General features: G+C 59.0%; 7 protein-coding genes and 1 pseudogene. All 8 read right to left on the reverse strand.

The features are described 5' to 3' along the window. Nucleotides 1-12: 12 nt before the first annotated feature. Nucleotides 13-228, reverse strand: a pseudogene (locus tag ACIOWA_RS26550) (NADH-quinone oxidoreductase subunit A); the annotation flags it as partial. A gap of 551 nt (nt 229-779) precedes the next feature. Next, entirely contained in the window at nt 780-2,105 is a 1,326-nt protein-coding gene (gene aceA / locus ACIOWA_RS26555) for an isocitrate lyase (RefSeq protein ID WP_401162727.1), read from the reverse strand. A 475-nt stretch (nt 2,106-2,580) separates the two neighbouring features. Next, the gene (locus ACIOWA_RS26560; RefSeq protein WP_401162729.1) at nt 2,581-3,318 is read right to left on the reverse strand and encodes a secretin N-terminal domain-containing protein; all 738 of its coding nucleotides are present in this window, start codon (nt 3,316-3,318) and stop codon (nt 2,581-2,583) included. A gap of 239 nt (nt 3,319-3,557) precedes the next feature. Further along, entirely contained in the window at nt 3,558-3,983 is a 426-nt protein-coding gene (locus ACIOWA_RS26565; RefSeq protein WP_007920197.1) for a GNAT family N-acetyltransferase, read from the reverse strand. After that, nucleotides 3,976-5,145, reverse strand: a complete 1,170-nt coding sequence (locus ACIOWA_RS26570) for a JmjC domain-containing protein (RefSeq protein ID WP_401162731.1) — start codon at nt 5,143-5,145, stop codon at nt 3,976-3,978. Before ACIOWA_RS26570 ends, ACIOWA_RS26565 begins: the two co-directional genes overlap by 8 nt. 86 nt (nt 5,146-5,231) lie before the next feature. Next, entirely contained in the window at nt 5,232-6,602 is a 1,371-nt protein-coding gene (gene purB / locus ACIOWA_RS26575) for an adenylosuccinate lyase (RefSeq protein ID WP_401162733.1), read from the reverse strand. Between the two features lie 127 nt (nt 6,603-6,729). Beyond that, the gene (hflD, locus tag ACIOWA_RS26580; RefSeq protein ID WP_221730384.1) at nt 6,730-7,353 is read right to left on the reverse strand and encodes a high frequency lysogenization protein HflD; all 624 of its coding nucleotides are present in this window, start codon (nt 7,351-7,353) and stop codon (nt 6,730-6,732) included. Then, the coding region (mnmA, locus tag ACIOWA_RS26585) for a tRNA 2-thiouridine(34) synthase MnmA (protein ID WP_401162735.1) at nt 7,350-8,399 on the reverse strand (1,050 nt) is incomplete at its 5' end. The genes mnmA and hflD, both read right to left, overlap by 4 nt.

Consider the following 8,399-nt stretch of genomic DNA (forward strand, 5'->3'; position numbering starts at 1 on the left):
GAAGATCTCTCACAGCATAGCGACCATAGATAATTTGGCTGATAGCCGCAAGCGGGCGCCACCGGTAGGTAGCATGCCGGACTCGAACGGTTCTTTTTTGCTGCGGCCCCAGGCTTTTGACCCGAGGAGGCTGGAGACACCGAGCATGAAGGCACACAGGCCGACTACACCCAGAAGGAAAATGGCAAAGCCCCAGTTGTGGGCCATGAGTCCTGTCGCTTCGGGCATGCTGGTAATCCTTAACAGAGAGCAAAGGTCTCTGAGCTTGATAAAGAAATAAAGCAGTGACGATATGTCGCAGCAATCAATCGCGCTGATTTTATGGCTAAACACCCTGCAAGTAAAATTCCTATAGCGAAATTATTTATTGGAATAAGGACATAGCGCACCTCGAATGCCCCGTAGCCCAAGCATAGCGGGCATTAGCCGGGTTTCTGCGAATTATGTTTTGTGGGAAATGTAACGAACATAGTTACTGCGAAATGATAATTGATATCGTTTGGAGTGATTTTTAAACTGTTTAGTGGGGCAGTAATCAGGAAGTTGTCTTATATGCCCGTTACTGCAAGTAGCGGTATCGCCCGTTTTAAACGATTTTTCTGACGTCCATAGCGCTCTGGATCAATGTTTTTTCAGAAAGGTCCTACACAAAACCTGTGGGAGCCTTTGAGATGTTTGCGGGCAAAAAAACGCCCCAAACCAGTCGGGGCGTCAGATGTGCGGCGTTGCGGTTAGCTTTCTATCCGGCCCGCAACGGCCGTTTGCTCAGGTGAAGCAGATCAGTGAAACTGCTCTTCTTCGGTCGAACCGGTCAGCGCGGTTACCGAAGACGAGCCACCCTGAATCACGGTGGTCATGTCGTCGAAGTAGCCGGTGCCCACTTCCTGTTGGTGGGCGACGAAGGTGTAACCCTTGGCAGCATCAGCGAATTCCTGCTCTTGCAGCTTCACGTAGGCAGTCATGTCGTTGCGGGCGTAGTCGTGCGCCAGGTTGAACATGCTGTGCCACATGTTGTGAATGCCGGCCAGGGTGATGAACTGGTGCTTGTAGCCCATGGCGGACAGTTCGCGCTGGAACTTGGCGATGGTCGCGTCGTCCAGGTTTTTCTTCCAGTTGAAGGAAGGCGAGCAGTTGTACGACAGCAGTTGGTCCGGGTATTCCTTTTTGATCGCTTCAGCGAAACGACGGGCTTCTTCCAGATCCGGCTTGGCGGTTTCGCACCAGATCAGGTCGGCGTACGGCGCGTAAGCCAGGCCGCGGGCAATTGCCTGGTCCAGACCGGCACGGACCTTGTAGAAGCCTTCCTGAGTGCGCTCGCCAGTCACGAACGGCTGGTCGTACGGGTCGCAATCGGAGGTCAGCAGGTCAGCAGCGTTAGCGTCGGTACGGGCCAGAATGATGGTCGGCGTACCGGCAACGTCGGCAGCCAGACGCGCAGCGGTCAGCTTCTGCACGGCTTCCTGGGTAGGAACCAGTACTTTGCCGCCCATGTGACCGCATTTTTTCACGGAAGCCAGTTGGTCTTCGAAGTGAACGCCGGCGGCGCCTGCTTCGATCATGCTCTTCATCAGCTCGTAGGCGTTCAGAACGCCGCCGAAACCGGCTTCAGCGTCCGCCACGATTGGCGCGAAGTAGTCGATGTAGCCATCGTCGCCCGGGTTCTTGCCGGCTTTCCACTGGATCTGGTCAGCACGACGGAACGAGTTGTTGATGCGTTTGACCACGGTTGGCACCGAGTCCACCGGGTACAGCGACTGATCCGGGTACATCGATTCGGCGGAGTTGTTGTCCGCAGCCACCTGCCAGCCCGACAGGTAGATCGCCTGGATGCCGGCTTTGACCTGCTGAACAGCCTGGCCGCCGGTCAGGGCGCACATGCAGTTGACGAAGTCTTTCTCTGGGCGGAAGGACGGCTTGGCACCCTGGGTGACCAGGTTCCACAGCTTCTCGGCGCCCATTTTCGCAAAGGTGTGCTCAGGTTGAACCGAGCCACGCAGACGGACGACGTCAGCAGCGGAGTAAGTGCGTGTCACGCCTTTCCAGCGCGGGTTTTCAGCCCAGTCTTTTTCAAGGGCTGCAATTTGCTGTTCGCGTGTCAGTGCCATGGAGATAAACCTCGTCGCGTCTTTATGAAAAGTTGTTCTGCGGTGGAAAATTCCTGCGCTCGCTGACCAGAAGCTTAGGTGCTCAAGTCGGATTCGGCGGGGTAGGCGACGGGATGAACGATGGGCTCGAGGGGAAGTGAGCAGGTAAAGGCGCAACTGGCGGGCGCATTCGGGCGTCGTGGGCCTTTATACGAACTGCAGTGTGATGCCGGGTTACCCAATTACGCTTCCGTCCCTCGGGACAACTTCGTTCCAGTCGGCAACCTCGTCAAACACACCTTGTGGGCGGTACAGACACGAAGCGGTTCGCGGGGTGGGTGCGAACATCGTTTCGAAGGCCCTTGCCAGGGCCTCTGATTAGCGGGAGCGAGGCCATCATGCCTTCGCTTTTTTGCCTCGTCAAACGTTTTGTAGTGCTTTTTTTAAAGCACTACATCTTTCGTCTAATACGACTAATCAGTCAATTTTCGGTGCTTTAGTCCAAAGCGTCGACTTTCACCCGTAAAGTCATGTCATCCCGGCCTTGAGTCGCGTAGCTGCGGCTCTGGCTCTGTTTGTCGGACTGGGTTTCACGGTTTATCCCGGCGAGGGTGATCCATTCGCCAAGGCGACCGCTGACCGTTGTGTCGGTACTTTGTACGTTCACTACATCGGGACGTTCCTGGCTCATGCGGTCACGATTGGTGCTGATTGACAGATGAACGATGTCGCCGGTGACGCTGGCGGTGACATAAAAGCCCTGTGTGACGTTGCGATATTGCGTCTGGCTGCTGTAGTCGCCGTACGAGTTGCTCTGGCTGCTGGTGATCGGCACGCTCTGGCCGACCTGGATCAGTGCCGGTGCACCTTCGCTGGCCTGAATCTGCTGAATGCCGCCATCACGGCTGGCGGTGCTGTAGTTGATGATCCGGGTCTGTTGGTCGCCGGTGTTCTGCTGGTTGTTTTCGTTGGTATCGACAGTGATCAGCAGGCGTTTGGGGGCGGTATCGAGTTGGGTGATCAGTGCCTTGAGTTCCTGGATCTTGTCCGGCTCGGCCTTGATGATCAGTTGATTGCCATAGGCGCTGACCTGACCGTCTTTGCCCATAAAGTCTTGCGCCATCGGCAGCATGTCGGCGCTGGTGCGGTACTTGAGGGGCACGATTTCAGTGGCCGCCATCACCGATAAGCTGCAACCGAGCAGCAGGGTGGTGAGCAGGGTGCGTAGGGACATGTCCGTTATCTCCGCTTTTGAAAGGCTTGATATTGCCAGTTTGTCGGCCTGGGGTGGGGCAAGTTGAATCGTAGACAGCAAAACGCCCCGTCATCGGTGGATGGCGGGGCGTTTTGAGATGCGCTCAAGGGCCTCTTCGCGAGCAAGCCGGCACACAGTCGATCTCTGCTGGGCACAAAAGCTGTGTTCGCTGGAGATTCCCGGTGGGGCGGCTTGCTCGCGAAAGCCGCGCTGCGGTATCACGCCGAGTGGCGAACCATATCGACATGCGGAATCCCTGCTTCCAGGAACTCCTCGCTGACCAGGTTGAAGCCAAGGCGCTCGTAGAACGCCGTGGCCTGCACCTGTGCGCTGAGCATCTGCTGCTTCAGGCCGCGCTCTTCAGCTTCAGCGATGACCGCTTGCATCAGGGCGTCACCGACCTTCATGCCACGCCAGTCTTTGAGTACCGACACGCGACCAATGTGCCCATCGGGCAGCAGGCGCGCAGTGCCGATCGGAAAGTCGCCTTCGAATGCCAGAAAATGCACGGCGGTCGCGTCATCCGCGTCCCACTCAAGTTCAGGTGGTACCGATTGTTCGGCGATAAACACCGTTTCACGAATGCGCCGGATCTCGGCGATGTCCTTCTGCCAGTCTGCGACACGTACGCGAATTTTATTCATCGGCAAACCCCAGGCTGCCTTGCTTGACCAGTTCACACAGCAGGCCGCGACCGTCTTCATCGCTCAGCCACTCGCCGAGGTTGTCGGTGTGCAAGGCGTCGGCGGCGCAGATCAGTTTCAGCAGTTCGCGCAGCTTGCCTGGCAGATAACGGCTCTGGCCACTGGCGAACAGCAGCAGATCGTCATCGACTTCCGACCAGGCCAGACGCGCGCTTGGGTTGCGGACCAGCACGGCGCCATCTTGCAGAGCGCTGAGGAAGTCTTCTTCTTCGACATCTTCCGGGCCGGCCACCAGTTCCGGGTAGCGTGGCTCGGTCATGTACTGGCCGAACCAGGTCAGCAACAGGCGTTCGTCGCTCATGTGTTCGGCGAGCAGGGCTTTCAGGCGATCCAGTGCATCGTGTTGAATCTGGTGCGGGTCGCTGGCCGGCTGCGCGTCGGCATCGGTGTAGCGCTCTTCATCGGTCAGGAACTGGCTGAGGAAGTCGGTGAAGTGGGTCAGTACTTCAGAGGCGCTTGGGGCGCGGAAGCCGACCGAGTAGGTCATGCAGTTATCCACGGCCACGCCGCAGTGGGCCAGGCGCGGCGGCAGGTAGAGCATGTCGCCCGGTTCCAGAATCCACTCTTCGGTTTCGTGGAATTCGGCGAGGATGCGCAGATCCGCGTGTTGCAGCAGCGGGCTCTCGGAGTCGCACATCTGGCCGATTTTCCAGTTGCGCTTGCCGTGACCCTGCAGCAGGAACACGTCGTAGTTATCGAAGTGCGGACCGACGCTGCCACCCGGCGCGGCGAAGCTGATCATCACGTCGTCGACGCGCCAGCTCGGCAGGAAGCGGAAGTTTTCCAGCAGTTCGCTGACTTCTGGCACGAACTGGTCGACCGCTTGGACCAGCAGGGTCCACTCTTTTTCCGGCAGCTTGCTGAATTCGTCTTCAGCGAACGGGCCGCGACGCAGTTCCCATGGGCGCTCGCCGTGCTCGATCACCAGGCGCGACTCGACTTCTTCTTCCAGGGCCAGGCCGGCCAGTTCGTCGGCGTCGATCGGGCTTTCGAAATCAGGAATCGCCTGACGGATCAGCAGTGGCTTTTTCTGCCAGTAGTCGCGCAGGAATTCGCGCGCCGTGAGGCCGCCCAGAAGTTGAAGAGGAATATCGGAATTCATATGTAACCTATTGAAAAAAAGCACTTTTCAGACGGGAATAAAAACGCCCGGCGCGGCCGGGCGTCTCAAACGGGTCAAGCGGTCGATCAGATGCGTTTGGCTTGCGCTACAGCGTTACCGATGTAGTTGGCCGGGGTCAGTTGCTTGAGCTCGGCTTTCGCTTCGGCTGGCATGTCCAGACCGTCGATGAAAGTCTGCAGTGCTTCAGGGCTGATGCCCTTGCCGCGGGTCAGTTCTTTCAGCTTTTCGTACGGGTTTTCGATGTTGTAGCGGCGCATCACGGTCTGGATCGGCTCAGCCAATACTTCCCAGCAAGCGTCGAGGTCGGCAGCAATCTTCTGCTCGTTGAGCTCAAGCTTGCTGATGCCTTTGAGGCTGGCTTCGTAAGCGATCACGCTGTGAGCGAAGCCGACGCCGAGATTGCGCAGTACGGTGGAGTCGGTCAGGTCGCGCTGCCAGCGAGAGATTGGCAGTTTGCTCGCCAAGTGCTGGAACAGCGCGTTGGCGATACCCAGATTGCCTTCGGAGTTTTCGAAGTCGATCGGGTTGACCTTGTGCGGCATGGTCGACGAACCGATTTCGCCAGCGATGGTGCGCTGTTTGAAATAACCCAGGGAAATGTAGCCCCAGATGTCACGGTCGAAGTCGATCAGGATGGTGTTGAAGCGCGCAATGGCGTCGAACAGCTCGGCGATGTAGTCGTGCGGTTCGATCTGCGTGGTGTACGGGTTGAAACCCAGGCCCAGCTCGTCTTCGATGAAGGCGCGGGCGTTGGCTTCCCAGTCGATCTGCGGGTAGGCCGACAGGTGGGCGTTGTAGTTGCCGACAGCGCCGTTGATCTTGCCCAGCAGTGGCACCGCAGCGACTTGAGTGATCTGACGCTCGAGACGGTAAACCACGTTTGCCAGTTCTTTACCCAGCGTGGTCGGCGAAGCCGGTTGACCGTGGGTACGCGACAGCATCGGCACGTCAGCGAAACGGATGGCCAGTTCGCGGATGGCGTTGGCGGTTTGGCGCATCAGCGGCAGCATCACGTCGTCACGGCCTTCGCGCAGCATCAGCGCGTGGGACAGGTTGTTGATGTCTTCGCTGGTGCAGGCAAAGTGGATGAACTCGCTGACTTTGGCCAGCTCCGGCAACTTGGCCGCCTGCTCCTTGAGCAGGTATTCGATCGCCTTGACGTCGTGGTTGGTGGTGCGCTCGATCTCTTTGACGCGTTCGGCGTGCTCCAGCGAGAAGTTTTCAGCCAGTTCATTGAGAACGGCGTTGGCCTCGGCGGAGAAGGCTGGCACTTCCGGGATGCCGGCGTGGGCGGCCAGGCGCTGGAGCCAGCGCACTTCAACCAGGACGCGGGCACGGATCAGGCCGTACTCGCTGAAAATCGGGCGCAGGGCCTGGGTTTTGCCGGCGTAGCGGCCGTCTACAGGGGAAACCGCAGTGAGCGAAGAGAGCTGCATGGGGTGTTCTCGGACAGTCGGGCAACGAAATGGGGCGCGTATCATACATGAAAAAATCCGCCGGTCCGTCGCCAACTGACCGGCGTATTACGCGTTACAGACTACAAAGCTTTTATTGCGCGACGATTTACTCGCTGCGCATCAACGGATACAGCTCTTTGAGCAGCTTGCGCCGGCTGATCACCAACTGCCAGCGATGCCCGCCGAGCTGGCGCCACAGGCGTGCTGAACGGATACCGGCCAAGAGCAGGGCGCGGATTTTCGAGGCATTGCTCGGCTGTTGCAGGTTGCGCATGTCGCCATGCACCTGAATCCGCTGGCGCAAAGTGCTCAGGGTGTCTTGGTACAGCGCGCCGCACGCGGCAACCACGTTTTCGTGGGCCGGGCCGAAGTGCTCAACTTGCGACTGGATCTGCGGCAGGCGCTTGCCGATGGTGTCGAGCATGTCGTCACGCTTGGCCAGTTGCCGCTCAAGACCGAGCATCGACAGGGCATAGCGCAATGGCTCGCGCTGCAAGGTGCTCGGGTCGCGTTCAAGCGCGCCGATCAGTGCGCGGTAGCCTTCACGCAGATTGATATCGTCGCCGCCGTACACGTCCAGCGTGTCTTTCGGGTCGCGCACCAGCAGGCTGCCGAGCATGCAGCTCAGGCCGGCCTCGTTGGTCTGGCCGGTCTTGGCTATCCGGTCGACCAGCACGGCTGCGAGAAACACGCCGCCCAGCGCCGTCAGTTGCTCCTGAGTCGGGTTCATGCCTGGCCGCTCCACGGCTCGGCGACTTCGATCACGCCGCCGCCGAGGCAGATTTCACCGTCATAGAACACCACGGACTGGCCCGGCGTCACCGCGCGTTGCGGCTCGTCGAACACTGCGCGGTAACCGCTGGCGGTTTTTTCCAGGGTGCAGGCCTGGTCGCTTTGGCGGTAACGCACTTTGGCGGTCAGGCGCAGCGGCTGGCTCAGATCGATCGGGTTGACCCAATAGATTTCCGAGGCGTGCAGGGCGCTGGAGAACAGCCATGGGTGGTTGTTGCCTTGGCCGACGATCAGCTCGTTGTTGTCCAGATCCTTGCGCAGCACGTACCACGGCTCATCGCCCGCATCTTTCAAACCGCCAATGCCCAGGCCCTGGCGCTGGCCGATGGTGTGGTACATCAAGCCGTGGTGACGGCCGATGACTTCGCCTTCGGTGGTTTTGATCTCGCCCGGTTGTGCCGGCAGGTATTGCTTGAGAAAGTCGCTGAAACGACGCTCGCCGATGAAGCAGATCCCGGTGGAATCCTTCTTCTTGGCGGTCGCCAGTTCGTATTTTTCGGCAATGGCGCGGACTGCCGGTTTTTCCAGCTCGCCGACCGGGAACAGGGTCTTGGCGATCTGTTCGCCGCCGACGGCGTGCAGGAAGTAGCTTTGATCCTTGTTCGGATCGAGGCCCTTGAGCAGTTCGGTGCGGCCATCGATGTCACGGCGGCGCACGTAGTGGCCGGTGGCAATCAGGTCGGCGCCGAGCATCATGGCGTAGTCCAGGAACGCCTTGAACTTGATCTCGCGGTTGCACAGGATGTCCGGGTTCGGCGTGCGACCGGCCTTGTATTCGGCCAGGAAGTGCTCGAACACGTTGTCCCAGTACTCGGCGGCGAAGTTGGCAGTGTGCAGTTTGATGCCGATCTTGTCGCACACGGCCTGAGCGTCCGCCAGGTCGTCCATGGCGGTGCAATATTCCGTTCCGTCGTCTTCTTCCCAGTTCTTCATGAACAGGCCTTCCACTTCAACGCCCTGCTCGATCAGCAGGAGAGCGGAAAC

Origin of the sequence: Pseudomonas sp. NPDC087614 (assembly GCF_044743485.1) — a bacterium.
GTDB classification, from domain to species: Bacteria; Pseudomonadota; Gammaproteobacteria; order Pseudomonadales; family Pseudomonadaceae; genus Aquipseudomonas; species Aquipseudomonas baetica_A.

Coding starts and splice junctions, on each gene's coding strand:
- purB (WP_401162733.1), bottom strand. CDS start 6,602: ATGCAGCTCTCTTCGCTCACTGCGGTTTCCCCTGTAGACGGCCGCTAC.
- ACIOWA_RS26565 (WP_007920197.1), bottom strand. CDS start 3,983: ATGAATAAAATTCGCGTACGTGTCGCAGACTGGCAGAAGGACATCGCC.
- ACIOWA_RS26570 (WP_401162731.1), bottom strand. CDS start 5,145: ATGAATTCCGATATTCCTCTTCAACTTCTGGGCGGCCTCACGGCGCGC.
- hflD (WP_221730384.1), bottom strand. CDS start 7,353: ATGAACCCGACTCAGGAGCAACTGACGGCGCTGGGCGGCGTGTTTCTC.
- aceA (WP_401162727.1), bottom strand. CDS start 2,105: ATGGCACTGACACGCGAACAGCAAATTGCAGCCCTTGAAAAAGACTGG.
- ACIOWA_RS26560 (WP_401162729.1), bottom strand. CDS start 3,318: ATGTCCCTACGCACCCTGCTCACCACCCTGCTGCTCGGTTGCAGCTTA.